Source organism: Aquincola tertiaricarbonis, assembly GCF_000969605.1.
Taxonomy (GTDB): domain Bacteria; phylum Pseudomonadota; class Gammaproteobacteria; order Burkholderiales; family Burkholderiaceae_C; genus Aquincola; species Aquincola tertiaricarbonis.
The window spans coordinates 21,961-44,695 of record NZ_JZUE01000034.1 but is presented as its reverse complement, the minus strand read 5'-3'; the positions used below and the strand labels follow the sequence as shown (position 1 = coordinate 44,695).

Sequence of the window (22,735 nt, the reverse complement as noted above, 5' to 3'; positions counted from 1 at the left end):
CCGCGGGGGCCTCGGCCCCGGCCGGTGCGTCGGCAGCCGGCGCACCGCCGCCTGGCGCCGCCGCCCGGCCCGACCCCGCCGCGCCGCGCCCCTTCGCCGACGTGATCCGCGAGGGCAAGGTCGACGACGGCTTCTTCCCCGTCTGGCGCAAGGACGAGAAGGTGTGGCTGGAGATCCCCTCCGACCGCTTCGGCAAGCCCTTCCTGCTGACGGCGGGCGTGAGCCAGTCGGTGGGCGAGCGTGGCCTGTACGGCGGCCAGATGGCCAACGGCTGGATGGTGGAGCTGCGCCGCATCGGCAACACCGTGCAGCTGGTGGCCAAGAACACCGATTTCGTCGCCTCCGGCGACCCGGCGCTGGCCCGCACCGTGCGCCAGAGCTTCTCCGACAGCCTGCTGGGCGCGGCGCCGGTGGCCAGCGCCGAGCATCCGCAGCGCAAGTCGGTGCTGGTGGACGCGGCCTTCCTGCTGTCGGACATCGTCGGCTACTCCACCCTGCTGGAAGCGGCCTACCGGCTGCCCTACGGGCTGGATCGCGGGAATTCATGGTTCGAGTCGGCCCGCGCCGATGGCAACAGCACCTCGCTGAATGCCAACCTGCACTTCGTCACGCCGCGCATCCCGGCGCCGCCGCTGGTGCGGCCGCCGACGCCCACGCCGATGCCGTCGCCGCCCACCACCACGCCCGACCCGCGCAGCCTGTTCGTCGGCATCGTCTACAGCCTGCAGCAGCTGCCGCAGCAGCCGATGGCACCGCGGGCCGCCGACCCGCGGTTGGGCCATTTCACCGATGCCTTCACCGACTACGGCCAGGAGCTGAAGCCCAACCTGCGCGTGCACCATGTGGCGCGCTGGCGGCTGGAGAAGAAGGAGCCGGACGCCGCGATGTCGGAGCCGGTGCAGCCCATCACCTACTGGCTGGACCGCAACATCCCGCAGCGCTATCGCGCCTCGGTGGAAGCCGGCGTGCTGGAGTGGAACAAGGCCTTCGAGCGCATCGGCTTCAAGAATGCGGTGGTGGTGAAGCAGCAACCGGACGACGCCACCTTCGACACGCTGGATGCCTCGCATGCCTCCATCCGCTGGTTCGTCGGCAGCGACGTGGGCTTTGCCCGCGGCCCCAGCGTGCGTGACCCGCGCACCGGCGAGATCCTGGATGCCGACATCGCGATGAGCGACGTGTTCGCCCGCGGCGCCCGGCGCTTCGCCACCGAGGACCTGGGCACCTCGCCGGCCAAGCTGCAGTCGTTTGCGCAGCCCTTCGGCCGCCACCAGCACAACGCCTTCTGCGACTACGCCGAGCAGAGTTCCGACGAGGCTGCCTTCGCCTTCGACCTGCTGGCGGCCCGCGCCGAGCTGCCGCCCGACAGCCCCGAGGTGGAGGCCATCGTGCAGGCCTACGTGAAGGACGTGATCATGCATGAGGTGGGCCACACGCTAGGTCTCAAGCACAACTTCAAGGCCTCCACCACCGTCAACCGCAACCAGCTGCAGGACAGGAGCTTCACCGAGGCCAATGGCATCGTCAGCTCGGTGATGGACTACACCCCGTTCAACATCGCGCTGGCCAACGAGCGCCAGGGCAACTACGTGACGCCCACGCTCGGCGCCTACGACTACTGGGCCATCGAATACGCCTACAAGCCCATCCCGCGCGAGCAGGAGGCGCAGGAGCTGGGCCGCATCGCCGCGCGCAGCACCGAGCCGCAGCTGGCCTATGCCGACGATGCCGATGCCGACTCCGGCCGCGGCGGCGGCATCGACCCCTACACCAACCGCTTCGACCTGGGCGACGACCCGCTGGCCTGGTACCGCAAGCGCTTCGCGCTCTCCCGCGAGCTGTGGGACCGGGTGCAGGCCCGCGGCGCGCGGCCGGGCGACGACCCGCAGCGCGAACGCCGGGTGCTGGCCAGCGGCTTCCGCCAGCTGCGCGACATCCCGCAGCTCACCGCCAAGTACGTGGGCGGCATGGTGGTGCAGCGCGACCTGCCCGGCACCACCGGACGGCCCACCTACAAACCGGTGGAGCCCGCCCGCCAGCGCGAGGCGCTGCGCTTCCTGGCCGACAGCGTGTTCAGCGTGGACAGCTTCCGCTTCCGCCCCGAGTTCCTGGCCAGCCTGAGCCCCGACTTCAACGAATGGGAGCGCGGCCAGCCGGTGAGCATCCCCACGCTGGTGCTGGGCCTGCAGACCCAGGCGCTGGACCGGCTGATGACCGCCGGCACCGCCCAGCGCGTGCTGGACCTGCCGGCCTACCTGACGGCCCGTGAACGCAACGGCGCGCTCACGCTCAACGAGGTGTACGGCACGCTGCAGTCGTCCATCTGGCGCGAACTGAAGCAGGGCGGCGAGATCGACGGCATGCGGCGCAACCTGCAGCGCGAGCACCTGAAGCGCGTGCAGGCGCTGCTGACGCGGCCCAGCGACCTGCCGGCCGATGCGATGAGCCTGGTGCGCATGCAGGCCACCGAGCTGCAGGCTCAGCTGAAGGCCAGTGCGGGCCGCAGCGGCGTGAGTGCCGAGACGCGGGCCCACCTGCAGGAAAGCCTGAGCACCTTGAACGAGGCACTGCGGGCCACGATGGTCCGCAGCTGAGGCCGGGCCTCATGCCCGGCGGCGCTGCATGGCGGGCTTCAGCCCTTGTGCAGCGCCTTCAGCAGCTTGTCATGCACACCGCCGAAGCCGCCGTTGCTCATGCACAGCACGTGGTCGCCGGGCTTGGCCGCACGCACCACGGCGGCCACCAGCGCATCGATGCTGTCGTGCACCGAGGCCTGCGCGCCCATCGGCGCCAGCGCTTCGCGCGCGTCCCAGCCCAGGCCGCCGCCATGGCAGAAGCTCAGGTCGGCCTCTTCCAGCGACCAGGGCAGCTGCGCCTTCATCGTGCCCAGCTTCATCGTGTTGGAGCGGGGCTCGAACACCGCCAGGATGCGCGCAAGGCCCACCTTGCGGCGCAGGCCGTTGACCGTGGTGCGGATGGCGGTGGGATGGTGCGCGAAGTCGTCGTAGACCTTCACGCCGCCGGCCTCGCCGCGCAGCTCCAGGCGGCGGCGCACGTTCTCGAAACTGCCCAGCGCCTTGCCGGCCACCTCGGGATCGACGCCCAGGTGCTCGGCCGCGGCGATGGCGGCCAGCGCATTGAGCTGGTTGTGCTCGCCCAGCAGCGGCCAGTCCACCCGCGCGATCTTCAGGCTGCCGCGCAGTACGTCGAAGGCATGCGGCTCGCCGCGGGCGCGCAGCGCGCCGGGCTCCTCGCGCGGCGGGCCGAAACGCACCGTCTCGCTCCAGCAGCCCATCTGCAGCACGCGCTGCAGCGCCGGCTCCCGCGCATTGACCACCAGGCGGCCGCTGGCCGGCACGGTGCGCACCAGGTGGTGGAACTGGCGTTCGATGTCCTCGATGCGGTCGAAGATGTCGGCGTGGTCGAACTCCAGGTTGTTCAGCACCGCGGTGCGCGGCCGGTAGTGCACGAACTTGCTTCGCTTGTCGAAGAAGGCGGTGTCGTATTCGTCGGCCTCGATGACGAAGGGCGCGCCCTCGCCCAGCCGCGCGGAGACGCCGAAGTTCTGCGGCACGCCGCCCACCAGGAAGCCGGGCTTCAGGCCCGCGGCTTCCAGGATCCAGGCCAGCATGGAGGTGGTGGTGGTCTTGCCATGCGTGCCGGCCACGGCCAGCACATGGCGGCCCTGCAGCACGTGCTCGGCCAGCCATTGCGGGCCGCTGGTGTAGGGCAGGCCGGCATCGAGGATGGCCTCCATCAGCGCATTGCCGCGGGTGACCACGTTGCCGATGACGAAGAGGTCGGGCTTGAGCTTCAGTTGCGCCGCATCGAAGCCTTCGATCAGCTCGATGCCCAGGCTGCGCAGCTGGTCGCTCATCGGCGGGTAGACGTTGGCGTCGCAGCCGGTGACCCGGTGGCCCGCCTCGCGCGCCAGGGCGGCCAGGCCGCCCATGAACGTGCCGCAGATGCCGAGGATGTGAATATGCATGGCGAAGATTCTAGGAGGCGGTCCATTGCCTGCCCGGGGAGGCCGCGGTGCAAGGATTGACCTGGATTGCGGAGCACGCCTGGCTGTATCCGGCGCTGGAGGTGGTGCACATCGCCGGCATCGCGCTGCTGGTGGGCCCGCTGGTGCTGCTGGAGCTGCGCGTGTGGGGCCTGGCCGCGGCTTTGCCCGTGGGGCCGCTGGCGCGGCTGGCGCTGACGGTAACGGTGCTGGGCTTCTGCCTGGTGCTGGGCAGCGGGCTGATGATGTTCGGCAGCCAGCCGGCCGAGCTGCTGGCCAACCGGCTGTTCATCGTCAAGCTGGGGCTGGTGATGCTGGCGGGGCTGAATGCGCTGCTGTTCCACTCCCGCGGCGGCCTGCAGCGGCTGGACGGCTTCGCCCGCGGGCAGACCGCGCTTTCGCTGGGGCTTTGGCTGGCGGTCATCATCTGCGGTCGGTGGCTGGCTTATTGACGCTTGCAAGCAAGGAGTACACATGCAACGCAGACAGGTTCTCGCAATCGCCGTGCCGGGCGCGCTGATGCTGGCGCGCAGCGCCTGGGCGCACCACGGCTGGAGCAGTTTCGACCAGCAGCGGCCGTTGTACCTGGAGGGCAAGGCCGTGCAGGTGGTCTGGCGCAATCCGCATGCGGAGCTGACGCTGGAACGCCCGCCGAACCTGCAGCTGCCGGCCGACCTGGCCCAGCGCCCGGTGCCGGCGCAGGCGTCGCCGGTGGACGGCCCGGCGCTGCTTCAGGCCGCCCGGCTGCCCACGCGCAACGACAGGCGATGGACCATCGAGCTCGCGCCGCTCACCCGGCTGCAGGCCTGGGGCATGCCGCCGATCGCCGAAGGCACCGACGTGGCGGTGCTGGGCTTCACCTTCACCGGCGAAAAGGGCGACCCGGTGCTGCGGGCGGAGTACGTGTGGGTGGGCGGCAAGGCCTACGGCCTGAGGTCGTCGCCGGCTTGAGGGCCGGGTGGCATTCGCCGTTGCTCCGGTTGCCTTCGGCCGCACAGGCCGCAGGTGCCGTCTTGTTCGGCCGCCACGCGGGGGGCGGTGCCCGGCGGGACTCATGCTGGGGTGGTCCGGCCCTGCGGGCCGGACTTCGCTGCGGTGCTCGCGCCGAGGTCGCGCGGCCCAACTCGCTCTCGTTCGCTTCGCTCACTGCCGCTCAAACAGTCGGCCGCGAGTCAGTTCACGAAGCGCGCTGCGCGCGCCGACCTCGGCGCTGCGCTCCTCGCCACCCCACAAATCGCCCCACCGGGCACCGCCCCCGCGCGGCTCTGCTCTGCCGGTGCGAAAAGGCTGCTGCCGCCGCCTCGCCGGCAAGCACGCTCTGCCGTGCCGTGCCGTGCAGCGGCCGACGGCGCAGCACGGTAGCGGCAGACCGTGGCGCCGTGCCAAGGCACCTCCGTGCGCAGCACCGACCGCGGAAGCTAAGCCCCCGGGCCGGCCCGCACGGCCCTGCGCAAACAGCGCACACCCGGCATGTCACCTCCGCGCATAAGCACGAGCCTCAACCCTCAGCCAGTGCCTCACCCGCCGCCGCCACCGTCGCCGCAATGTCGTCGGCCGTGTGGGCAGCGCTCACGAACCCGGCCTCGTACAACGCAGGCGCCAGGTACACGCCGCGATCGAGCATCGCGTGGAAGAAGCGGTTGAAGCGCTCCTTGTCGGTGGCCAGCACCGCGTTGTAGTGCTGCGGCAGCTCATTCGCGAAGAAGAAGCCGAACATGCCGCCCTGGTGGTCGAACACCATCGGCACGCCGGCCTTCTCGGCGGCACCTTGCAGGCCCTGCACCAGCTCGGCCGTGCGCGCGCTCAACGCGTCGAAGAAGCCGGGCTTGCGGATCTCGCGCAGCGTGGCCAGGCCGCAGGCCGTGGCCACCGGGTTGCCCGACAGCGTGCCGGCCTGGTAGACCGGGCCCAGCGGCGCCAGCAGGCTCATCACAGCGCGTGAGGCGCCGAAGGCCGCCAGCGGCATGCCGCCGCCGATCACCTTGCCGAACACGCTGATGTCGGGCTGGAAGCCCGGGATCAGTTGTCCATACAGGCTCTGGGCGCCGCCCAGCGCCACGCGGAAGCCGGTCATCACCTCGTCGAAGGCCAGCAGCGCGCCGTGCTGGGTGCACAGCTCACGCAGGCGCTTGACGAAGGGCACCTGCGCCCGCACGAAGTTCATGTTGCCGGCGATCGGCTCGATCATCACGCAGGCCAGCTGGTCGCCGTGCAGCGCGAAGGCTTCTTCCAGCTGCTCCAGGTTGTTGTACTCCAGCACCAGCGTGTGCTGCACCACCTCGGGCGGCACGCCGGCGCTGGTGGGGTGGCCGAAGGTGGCCATGCCCGAGCCGCCCTTGACCAGCAGCGCATCCGCATGGCCGTGGTAGCAACCCTCGAACTTGATGAGCATCGGCCGGCCGGTGGCGCCCCGCGCCAGGCGGATGGCGCTCATCGCGGCCTCGGTGCCGCTGCTCACCAGCCGCACCTGCTCCACGCTGGGCACCAGGGAGATGATCTCCTCGGCCAGCTCGATCTCGCGCTCGGTGGGCGCGCCGAAGCTGAAGCCCTCCAGCGCGGCCTTCTGCACCGCTTCCAGCACCGCGGGGTGGCCATGGCCCAGGATCATCGGGCCCCAGGAGCCGATGTAGTCGATGTAGCGCTTGCCCTCGGCATCGAAGATGTAGGGGCCCTGCGCGCGCTGGATGAAGCGCGGCGTGCCGCCCACGGCGCGGAAGGCGCGCACCGGCGAATTCACGCCGCCGGGGATCACGCGCTGCGCGCGTTCGAAGAGTTCAGCGTTCTTGTCGGTCATGGGTGCTGCAGGCGAAAGGATCAATGCACTTGTCTAGGCAGGTTGCTGCCGTCGGGCTCGCCCTGCGGGCCGGAGCCGGGGTCTTCGCCGGGCTCGCCTTCCTCTTCCTCGCCGGGTGGCAGGGCCCAGAAGAAGCGGTCGGGGATGACGTTGCCCATGCCGGGGCGGAAGCCCGCGTCCAGGCTGTTGTCCAGGAAGGCCAGGGCCTCGCCCACTGCGGCCTGCAGCTCGCTGCCGGCGGCCAGCAACGAGGCCAGCGCGGCCGACAGCGTGTCGCCGGCGCCCACGAAGCTGGCCTCGAAGCGCTCGAACTTCTCGCCGGTGAGCGCGCCTTGCGGCGAGGCCAGCACGTTGTCCACCCATTGCTCGGTGCCCTTGGCCTTGGCCGGCAGCATCACGCCGGTGACCAGCACGAAGCGCGTGCCGTGCTCGCCGGCGGCCACGGCCAGCTCCCGTGCCGAGGGTGGGCGCTCGTTGTCCCAGTCGGGCAGCAGGAAGTCGGTCAGCGTCTTGTGGTTGCCCACCAGCACCTCGGTCTGCGGCAGGATGAGCTCGCGGTAGGCGTCCACGTAGCTCTGGTGGTCGTCCTCCTCCAGCCAGCCGAGGTTGGGCATGTACGCCACCAGCGGCACGTCGGGGTAGTCGCTCAGCACCTCGGCCACGGCGCTCACGCCTTCGGCCGAGCCGAGGAAGCCGACCTTCCAGCCGGCGATGGTCACGTCCTCCAGGATGCCGCGGGCCTGCTCGGCCACCACGTCGCCCTCGATCTCGTGGCGGTCGAAGATCTCCGCCGTGTCGCGCATGACGATGGCCGTGACCACCGGCAGCGCATGGGCGCCCATCGCCGCGATGGTGGCGATGTCGCCGGCCAGGCCGCCGGCACCGCTGGCGTCGCTGGCGTTGAAGCTCATCACGCAGGCCGGTGCGACGCCTTCTTCGGCCACTTCGTCGGCCGGGGGCGGTTGGTTTTGGGGGTTCATGGGGTGGGATCCGGTACGTCCTCTCAAGGGCAGCAGCAGGGTGCCGATAACCTCCAGAGGAGTTTCAAGAATGTGTTGCATGTACCTGCACGGTCTCAGCTTTTGGCAAAACCGCGTGGCTACAATGCCCCTTTATTGTAGTGATTGACTGCATAACGTGAGCGAACCCGCAACCTGGATGTGCCTGATCTGCGGCTGGATTTATGACGAATCCGCCGGCGACCCCGAACACGGCATTGCGCCGGGTACCAAGTGGGCCGACGTGCCCATGAACTGGGTATGCCCCGAATGCGGCGCTCGCAAGGAAGACTTCGAGATGGTCCAGATCTGACGGACCGGCCCAGGAGGGCGGCCTTGCAGTCTGCCCGCCCCGCCGCAGCATCGGCGCCGGCGTGCGTGAAGGAGATTCGCCCGTGAGCGACCCGTTTCCCACCCTGTCCGAGACCGCTGCGCCGCCCACGGCGGCCAAGGTGCTCGTGATCGACGACAGCAACACCATCCGCCGCAGCGCAGAGATCTTCCTGCGCCAGGGCGGACACGAGGTGGTGCTGGCCGAGGACGGCTTCGATGCGCTGGCCAAGGTCAACGACCATGAGCCCGAGCTGATCTTCTGCGACATCCTGATGCCGCGGCTGGACGGCTACCAGACCTGCGCCATCATCAAGCGCAACCCCCGCTTCGCCCATGTGCCGGTGATCATGCTGTCGTCCAAGGACGGGCTGTTCGACAAGGCCCGCGGCCGCATGGTGGGCTCGGAGGACTACCTGACCAAGCCGTTCACCAAGGAACAGCTGCTGCGCGCCGTGGCGCAGCACCGGCGCCCCGCCTGACGCCCCGCCCGGCCAAGGAACAACGACATGACGATCCGCAAGATCCTGGTGGTGGACGACTCCAAGACCGAGCTGTACCACCTGTCGGACCTGCTGGGCCGCCGCGGCTATGCGGTGCGCACGGCCGAGAACGGCGACGAGGCGCTGCGCCGCCTGGGCGAGGACCTGCCCGACCTGATCCTGATGGACGTCGTGATGCCGGGCCAGAACGGCTTCCAGCTCACCCGCTCGATCACCCGCGACCCGCGCTTTTCCGGCGTGCCGGTCATCATGTGCACCAGCAAGAACCAGGAGACCGACAAGGTCTGGGGCCTGCGCCAGGGTGCACGCGACTACGTCGTCAAGCCGGTGGATGCGGACGAGCTGATCGCCAAGATCCGCGCCTTCGACTAGCCCGAGCGCGCACCGCACACGATGGCCAACCGCGAAGCCCTGCGCGAACTGCATGCCCGCCTGGCCGATCGCCTGCAGGCGGCCCGCACGCAGCAGCAGGTGGCGTCCTGGCTGGCGGTGGAGTGCCACGGCCATGGGCTGCTGTTCCCGCTGCAGCAGGCGGGCGAGATTTTCCCGCTGGCCACGCTGCTGCCGGTGCCGCATGCCAAGCCCTGGTTCGTCGGCGTGGCCAACCTGCGCGGCGGCCTGCATGGCGTGGTCGACCTGGCCGCCTTCCTGGGCCTGGGCCGCACCGAGACCGCCCGCGAGGGCACGCGCGACCCGGCCCGGCTGGTGGCGCTGAACGCGGCCGGCGGCCTGAACTGCGCGCTGCTGGTGGAGCGCCTGGCCGGCCTGCGCAACGAGAGCCAGCTCAAGCGCGAGAGCGCCGCTGCCGATGAAGCCCAGGGGCCCGTCCGCCCGGCCTTCGCCGGCGCACGCTTCCGGGACGCCGAAGGGCGCGCCTGGCAGGAGATCCTGCTGTCGGCCCTGGCCGACGATCCTCAGTTCCTTGCCATCGCGGGCCAGTAGCGCCCGAGCACACGAGTCAGCCCCGGGGTGAAGCAATGAGTTTTCTCGATCAGTACAAGACCAAGGGCGATGGACAGGCGGCAGACCCGGCAGGCCCGGTGACCCAGGTGGGCGAGGACTTCGGCCGGCCCACGCCGGAGGCGCCCGACATCGACCTGGACATGGACATCGGCGCGCCGTACCCGGCCACGCCGCTGCCCACGCGGCCCGCGCCGCTGGACGACGACGAGCCGTTCGCGGCCACCGCCACCAACTTTCCGCGCACCGGCGCCGGGCTGGCGCCGCCGGTCTCGGCCGGCCCGGTCGTCGCGCCGCGCGCGCCGGTGGCCAGCACCGCGTCGGCCCCGGCCGCGCGGCCCGCGCCGGCGCCTGCTCCCGTGGCCGGCCCGGCGTCGCTGATCGCCGAGAGCCGGCCGTCCGAGCTCGCGGACGACGACCTGGAAAGCCGCTTCAACGAACCGGTGCCCGCGCCCGCGGCCGGCGATGCCGGCAGCGGCCTGCCGCTGATCGGCCGCTGGCCGGTGTCGCGCCAGCGGAACATGCTGGCGCTGCTGATGCTGGGGGGCCTGCTGATGCTGATCGTGGGCGTGGTGCTGGCGCTGGGGTCGGCCAGCCGCGGCAGCCAGCAGCTCAACGCGGTGGGCCAGGCGCTGGCGCATTCGCAACGCCTGGCGCGGGTGCTGCCGCTGGCGGTGGCCGGCCAGGCCGATGCCTTCGCCGCCGCCGAAGCCAGCCGCGACCAGCTGGGCACCACCGTGCGCAGGCTGGCCCAGCCGCTGTCGGCCGAGCAGGCGGCCACGGTGCTGCCGCTGGCCGAGCGCATCGTTCAGAACACCGGCAGCGTGCTGTCGCAGCAGGAAGGCTTGCAGCAGGCCGGCCAGGCGCTGCGCCGCGTGGCGCGCCAGTCGGGCCAGCTGCTGGAAGCCGCGCAGGCGGTGGTCAGCGGCAAGGTGCAGGCCGGTGCCTCGGCTGCCGAGCTGGCAGTGGCCAGCCAGCTGCCGATGCTCACCCAGCGCCTGGGCCGCAGTGCCGGCGAATACGCCACGCCCGAAGGCCTGGGCCCCGAAGCGGTGGTGCTGCTGGGCAAGGATCTGCCGGCGCTGCGCGACACCGCCAACCTGCTGCTGGAAGGCAATGCCGAACTGGGTTTGCCCGGCACCCGCGATGCCGCGCTGCGCGAGCGCATCGCCACGCTGCTGGCCGCCTACGAGCCGCTGCGCGTGCAGGCCGAGGCGGTGCTGCCGCGGCTGCCGGCGTTGCTGGCCGCGCGCCAGGCCCAGGCCGCCGTGGTGGCCGACGTGGAGCCGCTGCGCCAGGCGCTGGAGGCGCTGCCCGGCGTCAGCGAAGGTGCCGCGGCCGCCGGCCTGGGCGCCGCGCTGCCGCTGATCGGCGGCGGGCTGCTGCTCGCGCTGCTCGGCGGTGGCGGCTTCGTGCGGCTGTATGTGCGCGACCAGGGCGAACAGGCCCGGCTGGCGCAGGCCCAGCGGGCCGAGGCCGAGCGCCAGGAGCAGCAGGCCAAGCGGGTCAACGATGCCAACCAGGCCGCCATCCTGCGCCTGATGAACGAGCTGCAGCTGGTGGCCGAGGGCGACCTGACGCAGCAGGCCACGGTGACGGAGGACATCACCGGCGCCATTGCCGACTCGGTGAACTACACGGTGGAGGAACTGCGCTCGCTGGTGGCCCAGGTGCAGGCCGCCGCCGGCCGCCTGACCGAGACCACGCAGAAGGTGGAGGACACCTCCACCGAGCTGCTGGCCGCATCCACCGAGCAGCTGCGCGAGATCCACGAGACCGGCGAGGCCGTGCTGCAGATGGCCGGCCGCATCAACGAGGTGTCGGCGCAGGCGCAGCAGACCGCCGAGGTCGCAGCCCAGTCGCTGGCGGCGGCCGAATCGGGCCGCGCCGCGGTGCAGGACACCATCGGCGGCATGAACACCATGCGCGACCAGATCCAGGAGACCTCCAAGCGCATCAAGCGGCTGGGCGAAAGCTCGCAGGAGATCGGCGAGATCACCGAGCTGATCTCCGACATCACCGAGCAGACCAACGTGCTGGCGCTGAACGCCGCGATCCAGGCCGCTTCGGCCGGCGAGGCGGGCCGCGGCTTCACTGTGGTGGCCGAGGAAGTGCAGCGGCTGGCCGAGCGCTCGGCCGACGCCACGCGGCAGATCGCCGCGCTGGTGCGCACCATCCAGACCGACACCCAGGATGCGGTGGCCGCGATGGAGCAATCCACCCAGGGCGTGGTGGAAAGCACCCGCCTGTCCGACGCCGCCGGCTCCGCGCTGGCCGACATCGAGCGGGTGACCCGCCGCCTGGCCGAGCTGATCGCCGAGATCTCCGCCCAGGCGCTGAGCGAGGCGCAGGGCGCCAACGTGGTGGCTGCCAACATCCAGCACATCTTCGCGGTGACCGAGCAGACCGGCGAAGGCACCCGTTCCACCTCGCAGATGGTGCGCGAGCTGTCGCGCACCGCCGAGGAGCTGAGCCAGTCCGTGGCCCGGTTCAAGATCAACTGACGCCGCGGGCGCCGAATCCATGTCCGCTGCCATGCCTGCGCACCTGTCGCGCGACCACACCGAAGACCTCACCGCGCTGTCCTGGGTGCATGAAGAACTGCGGCGTTCGCTGGAGCTGGCGCACAAGTCGCTGCGCCGCCACCTGAAGGAGGCCGACGCCGGCACCGACGCCGCTGGCGGCGACCCGGCCCTGCTGCGCCAGGCGCAACAGGCATTCCACCAGGGCACCGGCGCGCTGGAGCTGATCGGCCTGCCGTCGGCCGCCGTGCTGTTGCGCGCGGCGGAGCAGGCGCTGGCGCAGCAGGTGGGCCAGCGCAAGCTGAACGCCGCGGCGGTGGACACCATCGAGTTCGCTTCCTTCGCGCTGCTGGACTACCTGCAGCGGCTGCTGGCCGGCAAGCCGGTGTCGCCGCTGCTGCTGTTTCCGCAGTACCGCGCGGTGCAGGAACTGGCTGGCGCCGAGCGGGCGCACCCGGCCGACCTGTGGCCGGTGGAATGGCGCTGGCGCGAAATGCCGGCCGACGCCGCCGCCGAGCCGCGGCCGCTGGATGCCGATGCCCGCGCCGCGGTGGAAACCCAGACGCTGGCCATGATGCGCCAGCCCGACGGCCCGGCCGCCCGGCAGCTGAGCGACCTGTTCGCCGGCCTGGGCGCCGGCACCCGCCACCAGCATGCGGCCACGCTGTGGAAGCTGGCCGGCGCCTTCTTCGAGGCACAGGCCGCGCGGCTGCTGCGCACCGACATGCACACCAAGCGCATCGCCGCCCGGCTGATGGCGCAGCTGCGTGCCGGCGAGCGGGATGCCCACGCGCTGGCCGCCAGCCCGGCCACCCAGCGGCTGGCGCACGACCTGCTGTTCTTCTGCGCGCAGGCCCTGCCGGCCGCCGAAGGCACGGCCGCGCCGCGGCTGGCCGCGGTGCGCGAGGCCTGGGGCCTGCCGGTGCTGCCGGCGGTGGACTACGAGACCAGCCGGCTGGGCCGCTTCGATCCCGCCTGGGTGTCGCAGGCGCGCAAGCGCGTGGCGGTGGCGCGGGATGCCTGGTCGGCCGTGGCAGGCGGTGAACTGCACCGGCTCAACGGCATCGGCGAACTGTTCGCGCTGGTGGGGGAATCGCTGCGCCGCCTGTTTCCGGGCGGCGAGCGCCTGGCCGCTGCGCTGCACGACGCCGTGGCCGGCACCGCCGACAGCGGCCAGGCGCCGCCGGCCGGGCTGGCGATGGAGGTGGCGACCAGCGTGCTGTACGTGGACGCCTCGCTGGAGGACGCGGATTTCGACCGCCCCGACGAGATCCAGCGCGTGCAGCGGCTGGCCGAGCGCATCGACGCCGCCCGCGGCGGCGCAGCCGCGCAGCCGCTGGAAGGCTGGATGGAATCGCTGTACCGGCGGGTGTCCGACCGGCAGACCATGGGCAGCGTGGTGCAGGAACTGCGTGCCTCGCTGGCCGAGAGTGAAAAGCAGATCGACCTGTACTTCCGCACGCCGCAGGCGGTGGAGCCGCTGATGCCGGTGCCCGGCCAGCTGCAGGCGATGCGTGGCGTGCTGTCGGTGCTGGGCTTCGACCATGCCAGCCAGGCCGTGCTGCGCATGCGCGACGACGTCGATGCGCTGCTGCATGCCGGCGGCGATGCCGGTGCCGACGTGCAGCGCTTCGACCGCCTGGCCGCCAACCTCGGCATGCTGGGCTTCCTGATCGACATGCTGAGCGTGCAGCCGCAGGTGGCCAAGTCGCTGTTCAGCTTCGATGCCGACAGCGGCCTGCTGCGCTCCAACGTGGGCAGCGGCGCGGCGCACCGCATGGCGGCCCCGGCCGTGGCGGCCATGTCCGACGAGGTCGCAGCACCGACCCCGACCGAGCCCGAGGCCACGGTGGTGCCACCGCCGCCGGTGCTGGAGCCCGCCGTGCCCTGGGCGCCGGAGCCCGCCACCGCGCAGCCGCCGCAGCCCGTGCCCGCCGAGCCGGCCGCATTGCCCGATCTGACGCTGGACTGGCCGGCCGAGCCGGCCGATGCGCCGCTGCCGGCGCTGCAGGCCCCCGCGCCGACGTCGCCCGAGCCCGCCGCCACGCTCGACCTGGACCTGCCCGAGCTGCCGTCGCTTGCGCCGCAACCCGAGCCCGAGCCGGCGCCCGTGCCGGCCGCTGCGCTGCCCGTCACCGAAGGCTTCGGCGACGACGACGCCGAGATGCGCGAGGTCTTCCTGGAAGAGGCGCGCGAGGTGTTCGAGGCGGCCGCCGCCGCGCTGCAGGGCCTGACGCTGCACCGCGACGACCTCGGCCGCATGACGGTGCTGCGCCGGGCCTTCCACACGCTCAAGGGCAGTGGTCGCATGGTCGGCCTGAACGCGTTCGGCGAGGCCGCCTGGGCCGCCGAACAGCTCTACAACGCCCGCCTGGCCAGCCACCTGCCGGCCGACGACGACCTGCTGGCCGTCACCGCCGAGCTGCTGGACTACCTGGCCGACTGGGTGCAGGCGCTGGCCGAGGGCCGCGCCGGCGGCCATGCGCCGCAGCCGGTGCAGCAGGTGGCCGACGCGCTGCGGCTGCAGGGCCGGCGCGAGCCGCTGTTCCTGCCCTCGGTGGCCGCTGCCACCGACGACGGCCTGGCCGACAGCCAGCCCGGCGAGCTGCCCGAGCCGATCACCGGCCCGGTGCCCCTGGTGGATGCGGGCGGCCAGTCGGAATACGGCGCGCTGGAAGCCGTGCTCACCGAGCCGGTGGACCGCACCCCGCCGCTGGTGCTGCCGGAGCCTGCCACGCCGCCGCTGGCCGACACCGCACCGCTGCTGGCCGCGGTGCCCGACCTGCCGTCGGCGGATGCGCTGGACCTGGACTTCGGCTTCGACCTGCCGGACCCGACGCAGGCCGCACGCGCCCCAGAGCTGCAGCCGCTGATGACTTCGCCGATGGCGTTGTTGCCCGACCTGGACCTGCCCGGCGAGCCGGAGCCGCTCGCGCAGCCCGACGCTCCGGTGGCCGAGCCTGCAGTGGAACCACTGCCCGAGCCCGAGGTGTCCACCCTGGTGGATGCCTGGCCCGACTTCAGCATCACCCCGCTGTCCGAGCCGGCCGCCGAGCCGCCGCCGTCGCTGGCGCTGCCCGGCCTGCCGCCGGTGCCGGCCGACGACTGGCTGGCGCTGGACTTCGGCACGCCCGAGGCCGATGCGCTGCCCGAGCCGCAGCCGGCGGCCCCGCCGGCCGACGACTACAAGATGGTCGGCGACCTGGCGGTGCCGCAGGCGCTGTTCAACATCTTCCTGGCCGAGGCCGACGAGCAGTCGCGCCGCCTGGGCATCGAGCTGGCCGAATGGGCGCTGGAGCTGCACCGCCCGGTGGGCGAGACGGCGGTCTCGCTGGCGCATTCGCTGGCCGGCAATTCGGCCACGGTGGGCTTTGCCGAGCTGTCCCAGCTGGCGCGCCTGCTGGAACACACGCTGGCCCATGCGCAGGCGCTGGGGCAGGGCGATGGCGCCACCTCGCGGCTGTTCAACCAGGTCAGCGACGAGATCCGTCATCTGCTGCACCAGTTCGCCGCCGGCTTCCTGCGCAGCCCGTCGCCGGAGCTGATCCAGCGGCTGCAGGCCTGCGAGCGGCAGCTGGCCGAAGCCGCCGCCCCGCTGGCCGCGGAGCAGGTGCTGGACACCGGCAGCGGCACGCTGCCTGGCCGTCTGGACGACGGCAGCGACTGGCACCACCTGGCCGCCGACGCGGCCGCAGCGCCCGAGCCCGAGCCCGAGCCCGAGCCGGAGCCCGAGCCGGAGCCGGAGCCCGAGCCTCAGCCCAACCTCATCCCGATCGCCGACGCGCTGCCCGGTGTCGAGGTCAAGCCGCTGGCCCCCGAGCCGGTCTTCGAGGCACCGCGTGCCGGCGCGCTGGCGCTGGACGACGAGGACAGCATCGACGCCGTCGACGCGGTGGATGCCGAGCTGTTTCCCATCTTCGAGGAAGAGGCGCAGGAGCTGCTGCCGCAGTTGGCCGCCCGCCTGCGCGACTGGGCGCAGCGCCCCGACGACCCGGCTGGCGCATCGGCCTGCATGCGCACGCTGCACACGCTCAAGGGCGGTGCCCGCCTGGCCGGCGCCATGCGACTGGGCGAGATGGCGCACCGACTGGAAACCGCCATCGAGCACCTGCTGGCACGCGAGCTGGTGGCCGCGGCCGACGTGGAGGCGCTGCAGGCCCGTGTCGATGCGCTGAACAGCACCTTCGAAGGTCTGCAGCGCGGCGAGCCGGAACCGGCGGTGGACACCGGCTTCGGCTTCACCATCGATGCCTCGCCCGAGCAGGCGCTGCCTGAGCTGCCGCCGCTGCAGCCCGTGCCGCCGGAGCCGCTGCCGACGATGCAGGCGCCCCAGCCGCTGTTCACGTTGCCCGCGCCGCCGCAGGCACAGCCGCAGCCCGAGCCTTCGGCCATCGACTGGTCGCGCTTCGCCGCGCCCGCCCAGCCGGCCGACGTGCCGGCGGCGCCATTGGCCGCGCCGGCACAGCAGGCCCCGGTGCGCGTGCGCGCGCCGCTGCTGGACCGGCTGGTCAACCATGCCGGCGAGGTGTCGATCACCCGCTCGCGCATCGACACCGAGCTGGTGACGATGAAGCATTCGCTGGGCGACCTGACCGAGAACCTGGAGCGCCTGCGCCGCCAGCTGCGCGACCTGGAGCTGCAGGCCGAGACGCAGATCAGCTCGCGCATCGAGGCGGCCAAGGCCGCGCAGAGCTTCGATCCGCTGGAGATGGACCGCTTCACGCGCTTCCAGGAGCTCACGCGGATGATGGCCGAGTCGGTCAACGACGTGGCCACGGTACAGCGCAGCCTGCAGCGCAGCCTGCAGACCGCCGAGGACGAGCTGGCCGCGCAGGGCCGCCTCACGCGCGACCTGCAGGACGACCTGCTGCGCACCCGCATGGTGGAGTTCGAGGGCATCGCCGATCGCCTCTACCGCGTGGTGCGCCAGGCCAGCAAGGAGACCGGCAAGCAGGTGCGGCTGGACATCGTCGGCGGCGCCATCGAGGTGGACCGTGGCGTGCTGGACCGCATGACGGGTGCCTTCGAGCACCTGCTGCGCAACTGCGTGGTGCACGGCATCGAGCCGGCCGAGCTGCGGGCGCAGCGGGGCAAGGACCCGGTGGGCCGCATCACCGTCTCGCTCAGCCATGCGGGCAACGAGGTGGGCGTGGAGGTGCGCGACGACGGCGGCGGTCTCGACCTGCTGGGCCTGCGCCAGCGCGGCATGGAGCTGGGGCTGCTCGGCCCTGACGCGGCGGTGAGCGATGGCGAGCTGGCGCAGCTGGTGTTCGCGCCCGGCCTGACCACCGCCCGCGAAGTGACCGAGCTGGCCGGCCGCGGCGTGGGCATGGACGTGGTGCGCAGCGAGGTCGTGGCCATGGGCGGCCGCATCGAGACCGCGACGAGTTGGGGCCAGGGCACCAGCTTCCGCCTGGTGCTGCCGCTGACCACCGCGGTGACGCAGGTGGTGATGCTGCGTGCCGGCGACCTCACGGTGGCCGTGCCCTCGCCGCTGGTGGAGGCGGTGCGCCGCGTGCCCGCTGCCGAGGTGGCGCAGGCCTATGCCAGCGGGCAATGCCAGGTCGGCGACCAGGGGCTGCCCTTCTTCTGGCTGGGCGCCCTGCTGCACGGCAGCCCGCGCGGCGTGGACGCGTCACGCACGCAGGCGCTGGTGGTCATCCGCAGCGCGCAGCAGCGCGTGGTGCTGCATGTGGACGAGGTGGTCGGCAACCACGAGGTGGTGGTCAAGAACCTGGGCGCGCAGCTCTCGCGGCTGCCGGGCCTGGTGGGCGTCACGCTGCTGGCCTCCGGCGCGCCGACGCTGATCTACAACCCGGTGGCGCTGGCCAGCCTGTACGGCGACGGTGCCCAGGCCGCCGCACGCGAGGCGGGGCAGGGCGGCCAGCCGGCCGCCTCGGCTGCGGCACCCGTCGCACCGCTGGCGCCGCTGGTGCTGGTGGTGGACGATTCGCTGACGGTGCGCCGCGTGACGCAGCGGCTGCTGCAGCGCGAGGGCTACCGCGTGGCGCTGGCCAAGGACGGGCTGGAAGGCCTGGAGAAGCTGGCCGGCGAGCGCCCCGCGGTGCTGCTGACCGACATCGAGATGCCGCGCATGGACGGCTTCGACCTGGTGCGCAACCTGCGCGCCGACGAGCGCCTGCGCGACCTGCCGGTGGTGATGATCACCTCGCGCATCGCCCAGAAGCACCGCGACGTGGCGGCCGAGCTGGGCGTGGACCACTACCTGGGCAAGCCCTACTCGGAAGAGCAGCTGCTGGCCCTGGTGGCGCGCTACGCGGCCGAGGCTTCGCAGCCCGGGTGACTCGGCCCCGCCCGGCCGCCCCGCTTCATGCGGGGCGTTTCACCACCGAGAAGCGCTCCAGGGTCCTGGCCCGCGCCTCGTTGTGGTCCACCACCGGGCGCGGGTAGTCCTTGCCCAGCGTCACGCCCGCGGCGGCCAGCTCGATCGGCGTTGCCAGCCACGGCGCGTGGATCAGCTTGTCGGGCAGCCGCGCCAGTGGCGGCAGGTAGCGGCGGATGAACTTGCCGTCCGCATCGAACTTCTCGCTCTGCGACACCGGGTTGAAGATGCGGAAGTAGGGCTGCGCATCGCAGCCCGTGGAAGCGGCCCACTGCCAGCCGCCGTTGTTGGCGGCCAGGTCGTAGTCGTTCAGGTGCAGCGCGAAGTAGGCCTCGCCGCGGCGCCAGTCGATGCCCAGGTCCTTGCACAGGAAGCTGGCCGTCACCATGCGCAGCCGGTTGTGCATGTAGCCGGTCTGGTTCAGCTGGTGCATGGCCGCGTCCACCAGCGGGTAGCCGGTGCGGCCTTCGCACCAGGCGGCGAACAGCGCGTCGGCGGCCTTGCCGTGGTCCCACTTGATGGCGTCGTATTCGGGCTTGTAGGCATGGCCCACCACATGCGGATGGTGGTGCAGGATCTGGTGGTAGAAGTCGCGCCAGATCAGCTCCGACAACCAGGTGGCCGCGCCCCGCGAGCCCTGGCCCGCCAGCGCATGCGCCTCGCGCGCCAGCTGCCGCACCGACACCGTGCCGAAGCGCAGGTGCGGGCCCATGTAGCTCGGCCCCTTCACCGACGGATAGTTGCGGGCGTCGTCGTAGCGGTCCATCCGTTCGCGGAAGTCGGCCATCAGCTCCAGCGCGCCCACCGGCCCGCTGGGCAGCTTGAGTTCATGCAGGTTGGTGCGCTGGAAGCCGATGTCCTCCAGCGAAGGCACCTCGGAGCAATCGCCATCGGGCCGCGGCGCCAGCGCACCGGCATGGCGCGAGACGGGGTAGGCGCTGAGGTAGAAGTCGTCGACCTTCTTCAGCCAGGCGTTCTTGTAGGGTGTGAACACGCTGTACGGGCTGCCGGTGGCGGTCAGCACCTCCGAGCGCTCGAACACCACATGGTCCTTGCTGGTGTGGAAGCTGATGCCCAGGTTGGCCAGCGCGCCGCGCACCTTGGCATCGCGCGCCAGCGCATAGGGCTCGTCGTCGTGGTTGGTGTACACCGCCTGCACATGCAGCTGGTCGGCCAGCCGCGGCAGCTCCTGCACCGCCACGCCGTGGCGCACGATCAGGCCGGCGCCGTCCACGCCGTGTGCGGCGGCCATCGAGCGCAGCTGGGCGTCCAGGCCCACCAGGCTGTCGCGGATGAACTCCACCCGGCGGTCGGCGCGCGGCAGTTCGTCCAGGATCGTGCTGTCGAAGATGAACACGCAATGCACCTGGCGCGCGGCCTTCAGCGCATGGAAGAGGGCGGCGTTGTCCTCGGCCCGCAGGTCGCGCCGGAACCACATCAGCGCCGCATCCAGCGCCTTCATGCGGGCGTGGCCTCGGGCGCCGGGCTGCGGGCGTCGAGCAGCGTCTCCAGGCAGTGCTCGCGGATGCCGTAGAAGGCCTTGATCTCCGCGATCTGCGCCCGCAGCGCCTCCCGCTTCGCCGCCGGCAGGCCGGGGCGCTTGACCGCCAGGATCATCTTGTTCTTGCTGGTGTGCTCCAGCGAGATGAACTCGAACACCTGCGTGGCATAGCCATGCGCTTCCAGCAGCAGCGCGCGCAGGCTGTCGGTCACCATCTCGGCCTGCTGGCCCAGGTGGATGCCGTGCTGCAGCATCGGCTGCAGCAGCGCCGGGCTCTTCATCTGCGGGCGGATCTGCTTGTGACAGCAGGGCGCGCTGAGGATGATGGAAGCGCCGGCCGTGATGCCGCGGTGCAGCGCATGGTCGGTGGCGGTGTCGCAGGCATGCAGCGCGATCATCACGTCGGTGGGGCCGGTCTCGATGCTGCCCACGTCGCCGAGCCTGAAGTGCAGGCCCGTCAGGTCCAGCTTGCGGGCCGCGCCTTCACACAGCTGCACCATGTCCTCGCGCAGCTCGACGCCGGTGACCTCGGCGGGCCGGCCGCGGGTGTGGGTCAGGTAGTCGTGCACCGCGAAGGTGAGGTAGCCCTTGCCGGCGCCGAAGTCCAGCACCTTCACCGGCGCGCTGCCCTGTGCCAGCGCACTGCCGTCGAAGGCATGGTCCAGCACCTCGACGAACTTGTTGATCTGCTTCCACTTGCGCGACATCGCCGGCACCAGCTTGTGCTGCGCGTCGGTGACGCCCAGCTCGCGCAGGAAGGGCCGGCCCAGGTCGAGGAAGCGGTGTTTCTCGCGGTCATGCGCCACGGCGGCTTCGCGCGGCTGCGCGGTGGGCCGGCGCACCAGCGCGGGCTTGCCCTTGCGGCTGAACAGCAGCTGCACGTCTTCCGCGGTGGTCAGCAGGTGGGCGTGGCCGAAGGCCGGGCCGGCCAGCCCGCGTAGCAGCGCCATCGCCTCGTCCACCGGGTGGTTCTTGGTGATGTCCTTGGTGCGATGGGTGTAGACGAAGCTCAGGTGCGGCTGGCCGCGCAGCAGCACCGGCCGCGCGGTCAGCCGCTGCAGGTCGGCCTCGGGGCCGTGGTACTTGCCCAGCACCAGCTTGGCCAGCGTGCCCGCGGCCAGGCTCTCGGCCAGCAGCGCGAAGAAGCGGTCGGTGGGTACGGTATCGGCAGGCGCGGTCATGGGGTGGGCAGCAGGGGCGGGAAGGCCTTGGCGATTATCGGGCCCGCCATAGCACCGGTCGGGCCGCACTAGAATCCCCCGCATGGCCGACAGCGCCCGCATCAATCTCACGAATCAGTTCCTGATCGCCATGCCCGGCATGGCCGACGAGAACTTTGTCGGCGCCGTGGTGTACCTGTGCGAGCACACCGAACGCGGTGCGCTGGGCCTGGTGATCAACAAGCCGATCGACATCAAGCTGCGCAACCTGTTCGAGAAGGTGGAGCTGCCGCTGGAGCGCGAAGACCTGGCCGACGCGCCGGTGTACTTCGGCGGCCCGGTGCAGACCGAGCGCGGCTTCGTGCTGCACGAGAAGCTCTCCGGCAGCGGCGGCCACTACAACTCCACCATGGCCATCCCCGGCGGCGAGCTGGAGATGACCACCAGCAAGGACGTGCTGGAAGCGCTGTCCAACGGTGCCGGCCCGCGCAAGATCCTGGTCACGCTGGGCTACAGCGGCTGGGGCGCCGGCCAGCTCGAGGAAGAGATCGGCCGCAACGGCTGGCTGACCGTCAATGCCACGCCCGAAGTCATCTTCGACACGCCGATCGCGCAGCGCTACGACAAGGCCTTGTCGCTGCTGGGCATCGACCCGCGCATGCTGAGCGGGGAGGCGGGGCACGCGTGAGCGACCAGCCCGACGCCCCCCGCCCTGCGCCGCCCGCCACCCGTTCCTTTCTCGCTTTCGACTACGGCACGCGCCGCGTGGGCGTGGCCAGCGGCAACACGCTGCTGCGCAGTGCCACGCCGCTGAAGACCATCGCGGCCGAGGGCGACGCGCGCTTTGCCGCCATCGAGAAGCTGGTGCGCGAGTGGCAGCCCGATGCGCTGGTGGTGGGCGTGCCGCTGCACCCCGACGGCACGCCGCACGACAATACCCGCCGCGCGCAGCGCTTCGCCCGCCAGCTGCATGGCCGGCTGCGCTTGCCGGTGCACGAGGTGGACGAGCGCTACAGCACCACCGAGGCCCTGGCCGGCGGCGCCGCCGACGTGGATGCGGCCTCGGCCGCGATCATCCTTGACCAGTTTCTGAGAGCCCAACCATGAGTACTCTGTCCCTCGACGCCGAGGCGCTTTATGCCGAGCTGCGCAACGGCGTGCGCGGGCTGCTGCAGCCCGGCGCGGTGCTGGTGGGCGTGTGGTCCGGCGGCGCCTGGCTGGCCGAGCGGCTGCAGGCCGACCTGGGCCTGCCCGGCGAGCACGGCGTGATCTCCAGCGCCCTGCACCGCGACGACTTCGGCCAGCGCGGCATGGCCGCCGGCGTCGACGCCACCCGGCTGCCTTTCGAGATCGACGGCAAGCACATCGTGCTGGTGGACGACGTGCTCTACACCGGCCGCACCATCCGCGCGGTGGTCAACGAGCTGTTCGACTTCGGCCGCCCGGCCAGCGTGACGCTGGCGGTGCTGGTGGACCGCGGCGGGCGCGAGTTGCCTATACAAGCGGCCTGTGCCGCCGCGCGGCTCACGCTGCCGGCCACGCAGCGCCTGTCGCTGGCCCGTCACGACGACGGGCGGCTGCGCTTCGCGGTGGAAGCGACCGGGGCCGGGGAGTGACA

At 71.8% G+C, this 22,735-nt stretch carries 17 protein-coding genes; 12 read left to right on the top strand and 5 right to left on the bottom strand.

Annotated features, from left to right (window positions below):
- Window positions 1–2,594: zinc-dependent metalloprotease (locus VO99_RS25360; protein ID WP_046115741.1), on the top strand; the 2,594-nt coding region annotated here is incomplete at its 5' end.
- A 38-nt stretch (window positions 2,595–2,632) separates the two neighbouring features.
- Here VO99_RS25360 and mpl read toward each other — a convergent pair.
- A complete protein-coding gene (mpl, locus tag VO99_RS25355; RefSeq protein WP_046115740.1) occupies window positions 2,633–3,988 on the bottom strand; it encodes a UDP-N-acetylmuramate:L-alanyl-gamma-D-glutamyl-meso-diaminopimelate ligase in 1,356 nt (451 codons plus the stop codon).
- A gap of 47 nt (window positions 3,989–4,035) precedes the next feature.
- On the opposite strand from mpl, the gene VO99_RS25350 reads away from it, so the two are divergent.
- Window positions 4,036–4,458 carry a hypothetical protein gene (locus VO99_RS25350; protein ID WP_232315540.1) on the top strand — a complete coding sequence of 141 codons (423 nt, stop codon included), beginning with the start codon at window positions 4,036–4,038 and terminating at the stop codon, window positions 4,456–4,458.
- 22 nt (window positions 4,459–4,480) lie between these two features.
- Window positions 4,481–4,957, top strand: a complete 477-nt coding sequence (locus VO99_RS25345) for a DUF6152 family protein (protein WP_046115738.1) — start codon at window positions 4,481–4,483, stop codon at window positions 4,955–4,957.
- 547 nt (window positions 4,958–5,504) lie between these two features.
- Here VO99_RS25345 and hemL read toward each other — a convergent pair.
- Together hemL and thiD are read right to left on the bottom strand one after the other, a co-directional pair.
- On the bottom strand, window positions 5,505–6,800 hold the full coding sequence (gene hemL / locus VO99_RS25340; protein WP_046115737.1) for a glutamate-1-semialdehyde 2,1-aminomutase: 1,296 nt from the start codon (window positions 6,798–6,800) through the stop codon (window positions 5,505–5,507).
- A gap of 20 nt (window positions 6,801–6,820) precedes the next feature.
- The gene (gene thiD, locus VO99_RS25335) at window positions 6,821–7,780 is read right to left on the bottom strand and encodes a bifunctional hydroxymethylpyrimidine kinase/phosphomethylpyrimidine kinase (RefSeq protein ID WP_046115736.1); all 960 of its coding nucleotides are present in this window, start codon (window positions 7,778–7,780) and stop codon (window positions 6,821–6,823) included.
- A 178-nt stretch (window positions 7,781–7,958) separates the two neighbouring features.
- On the opposite strand from thiD, the gene VO99_RS25330 reads away from it, so the two are divergent.
- The 6 genes from VO99_RS25330 (at window position 7,959) to VO99_RS25305 (ending at window position 18,417) form a co-directional block, all read left to right on the top strand.
- Window positions 7,959–8,111: a rubredoxin gene (locus VO99_RS25330; RefSeq protein ID WP_046115735.1), complete on the top strand. Its 153-nt coding sequence runs from the start codon at window positions 7,959–7,961 to the stop codon at window positions 8,109–8,111.
- Between the two features lie 82 nt (window positions 8,112–8,193).
- Complete coding sequence (locus tag VO99_RS25325; protein WP_310733676.1) at window positions 8,194–8,610, top strand: response regulator; 417 nt, start codon at window positions 8,194–8,196, stop codon at window positions 8,608–8,610.
- A gap of 27 nt (window positions 8,611–8,637) precedes the next feature.
- Window positions 8,638–9,003 (top strand): response regulator, encoded by a 366-nt coding sequence (locus VO99_RS25320; RefSeq protein WP_046115734.1) that lies wholly within the window; start codon window positions 8,638–8,640, stop codon window positions 9,001–9,003.
- 21 nt (window positions 9,004–9,024) lie between these two features.
- Window positions 9,025–9,573 carry a chemotaxis protein CheW gene (locus VO99_RS25315; RefSeq protein ID WP_046115733.1) on the top strand — a complete coding sequence of 183 codons (549 nt, stop codon included), beginning with the start codon at window positions 9,025–9,027 and terminating at the stop codon, window positions 9,571–9,573.
- Window positions 9,574–9,608: 35 nt separating this feature from the next.
- Complete coding sequence (locus tag VO99_RS25310; protein ID WP_232315538.1) at window positions 9,609–12,095, top strand: methyl-accepting chemotaxis protein; 2,487 nt, start codon at window positions 9,609–9,611, stop codon at window positions 12,093–12,095.
- Window positions 12,096–12,126: 31 nt separating this feature from the next.
- Window positions 12,127–18,417, top strand: a complete 6,291-nt coding sequence (locus VO99_RS25305; protein WP_046115748.1) for an Hpt domain-containing protein — start codon at window positions 12,127–12,129, stop codon at window positions 18,415–18,417.
- A gap of 25 nt (window positions 18,418–18,442) precedes the next feature.
- On the opposite strand, the gene VO99_RS25300 is transcribed toward VO99_RS25305, so the two are convergent.
- Both VO99_RS25300 and VO99_RS25295 read right to left on the bottom strand, forming a co-directional pair.
- Window positions 18,443–19,918 carry a cryptochrome/photolyase family protein gene (locus tag VO99_RS25300; RefSeq protein ID WP_046115732.1) on the bottom strand — a complete coding sequence of 492 codons (1,476 nt, stop codon included), beginning with the start codon at window positions 19,916–19,918 and terminating at the stop codon, window positions 18,443–18,445.
- Window positions 19,915–21,138, bottom strand: coding sequence for a class I SAM-dependent methyltransferase (locus tag VO99_RS25295; RefSeq protein WP_046115731.1), 1,224 nt, complete (start codon window positions 21,136–21,138; stop codon window positions 19,915–19,917). The genes VO99_RS25300 and VO99_RS25295 overlap by 4 nt, the downstream gene beginning before the upstream one ends.
- An 82-nt stretch (window positions 21,139–21,220) precedes the next feature.
- On the opposite strand from VO99_RS25295, the gene VO99_RS25290 reads away from it, so the two are divergent.
- Genes VO99_RS25290 through pyrR form a run of 3 tightly spaced genes read left to right on the top strand, consistent with a single transcriptional unit; the run spans window position 21,221 to window position 22,733 of the window.
- Window positions 21,221–21,805, top strand: coding sequence for a YqgE/AlgH family protein (locus tag VO99_RS25290; RefSeq protein ID WP_046115730.1), 585 nt, complete (start codon window positions 21,221–21,223; stop codon window positions 21,803–21,805).
- A complete protein-coding gene (ruvX, locus tag VO99_RS25285) occupies window positions 21,802–22,224 on the top strand; it encodes a Holliday junction resolvase RuvX (RefSeq protein ID WP_046115729.1) in 423 nt (140 codons plus the stop codon). The genes VO99_RS25290 and ruvX overlap by 4 nt, the downstream gene beginning before the upstream one ends.
- Window positions 22,221–22,733: a bifunctional pyr operon transcriptional regulator/uracil phosphoribosyltransferase PyrR gene (gene pyrR, locus VO99_RS25280; protein ID WP_046115728.1), complete on the top strand. Its 513-nt coding sequence runs from the start codon at window positions 22,221–22,223 to the stop codon at window positions 22,731–22,733. The genes ruvX and pyrR overlap by 4 nt, the downstream gene beginning before the upstream one ends.
- Window positions 22,734–22,735: the final 2 nt, after the last annotated feature.

What these genes read in the sequence shown, in the direction of transcription:
- VO99_RS25305 (WP_046115748.1), top strand. Translation starts at nt 12,127, where the DNA reads ATGCCTGCGCACCTGTCGCGCGACCACACCGAAGACCTCACCGCGCTG.
- VO99_RS25320 (WP_046115734.1), top strand. Translation starts at nt 8,638, where the DNA reads ATGACGATCCGCAAGATCCTGGTGGTGGACGACTCCAAGACCGAGCTG.
- VO99_RS25330 (WP_046115735.1), top strand. Translation starts at nt 7,959, where the DNA reads ATGTGCCTGATCTGCGGCTGGATTTATGACGAATCCGCCGGCGACCCC.
- VO99_RS25290 (WP_046115730.1), top strand. Translation starts at nt 21,221, where the DNA reads ATGGCCGACAGCGCCCGCATCAATCTCACGAATCAGTTCCTGATCGCC.
- VO99_RS25310 (WP_232315538.1), top strand. Translation starts at nt 9,609, where the DNA reads ATGAGTTTTCTCGATCAGTACAAGACCAAGGGCGATGGACAGGCGGCA.
- VO99_RS25345 (WP_046115738.1), top strand. Translation starts at nt 4,481, where the DNA reads ATGCAACGCAGACAGGTTCTCGCAATCGCCGTGCCGGGCGCGCTGATG.
- pyrR (WP_046115728.1), top strand. Translation starts at nt 22,221, where the DNA reads ATGAGTACTCTGTCCCTCGACGCCGAGGCGCTTTATGCCGAGCTGCGC.
- VO99_RS25295 (WP_046115731.1), bottom strand. Translation starts at nt 21,138, where the DNA reads ATGACCGCGCCTGCCGATACCGTACCCACCGACCGCTTCTTCGCGCTG.
- VO99_RS25300 (WP_046115732.1), bottom strand. Translation starts at nt 19,918, where the DNA reads ATGAAGGCGCTGGATGCGGCGCTGATGTGGTTCCGGCGCGACCTGCGG.
- hemL (WP_046115737.1), bottom strand. Translation starts at nt 6,800, where the DNA reads ATGACCGACAAGAACGCTGAACTCTTCGAACGCGCGCAGCGCGTGATC.
- thiD (WP_046115736.1), bottom strand. Translation starts at nt 7,780, where the DNA reads ATGAACCCCCAAAACCAACCGCCCCCGGCCGACGAAGTGGCCGAAGAA.
- mpl (WP_046115740.1), bottom strand. Translation starts at nt 3,988, where the DNA reads ATGCATATTCACATCCTCGGCATCTGCGGCACGTTCATGGGCGGCCTG.
- VO99_RS25315 (WP_046115733.1), top strand. Translation starts at nt 9,025, where the DNA reads ATGGCCAACCGCGAAGCCCTGCGCGAACTGCATGCCCGCCTGGCCGAT.